1 protein-coding gene is annotated in these 609 nt (G+C 71.4%); it reads right to left on the bottom strand.

Features of this window, described 5'->3' with window-relative positions; translation table 11 throughout:
• A partial coding sequence (locus RCG67_RS17030; protein ID WP_368827982.1) for an MFS transporter occupies positions 1–609 on the bottom strand: 609 nt, incomplete at both ends.

The raw sequence follows: 609 nt of genomic DNA, 5'->3' as shown, positions 1-609 counted from the left end.
CCCACCAGCGCCCCCACGCCGGCGGCCACGTTGCCGACGATCGCGAAGACGATGACCTCGGCGAGGGTGAAGCCGAAGGTGCCGGCCGCGATGACGCCCCCGAACGTGAACACGGCGTTGAGCCCGTCCCGGAACACGGCGGAGGAGAGCAGGAACCACAGTGTCTGCGGGGCGTCCCGGTACAGCCCCCGCAGGGTCGCCCACAGCTGCCGGTAGGACGCGGCCACGGACGGGCGCGGGCCCCGGCGGGTGGGACGGATCTCCGGCACCACGACCAGGACGGGGATCGAGAACAGGGCGATCCACAGGCCCGAGAACAGCGCCACGGCCCGCACGTTGAGCGCGTCCTCCTCGGGGATGCCCAGGAAGCCGGGGGTGACGAAGCCGAACAGGACGATCGCCAGGGCCAGGATCCCGCCGAAGTAGCCCAGCGCCCAGCCCTGCCCGCTCACGCGGCCGATGTGCTCGCGGCCCGCGATGCCGGGCAGCATCGCGTTGTAGTTGACCACCGCGAACTCGTCGAAGACGTTGGCGAGCGCCAGCAGCGCGACGCCCAGGTAGAGGAACGGGTACTGGGGGTAGACCAGGAAGCACAGCGCGGTGAGCAGG

This window comes from Kocuria cellulosilytica (genome assembly GCF_040981245.1).
In the GTDB taxonomy this organism is placed as follows: domain Bacteria; phylum Actinomycetota; class Actinomycetes; order Actinomycetales; family Micrococcaceae; genus Kocuria; species Kocuria cellulosilytica.
The sequence above is the reverse complement of the archived record's forward strand: the minus strand, read 5'-3'. Positions and strand labels throughout refer to the sequence as shown.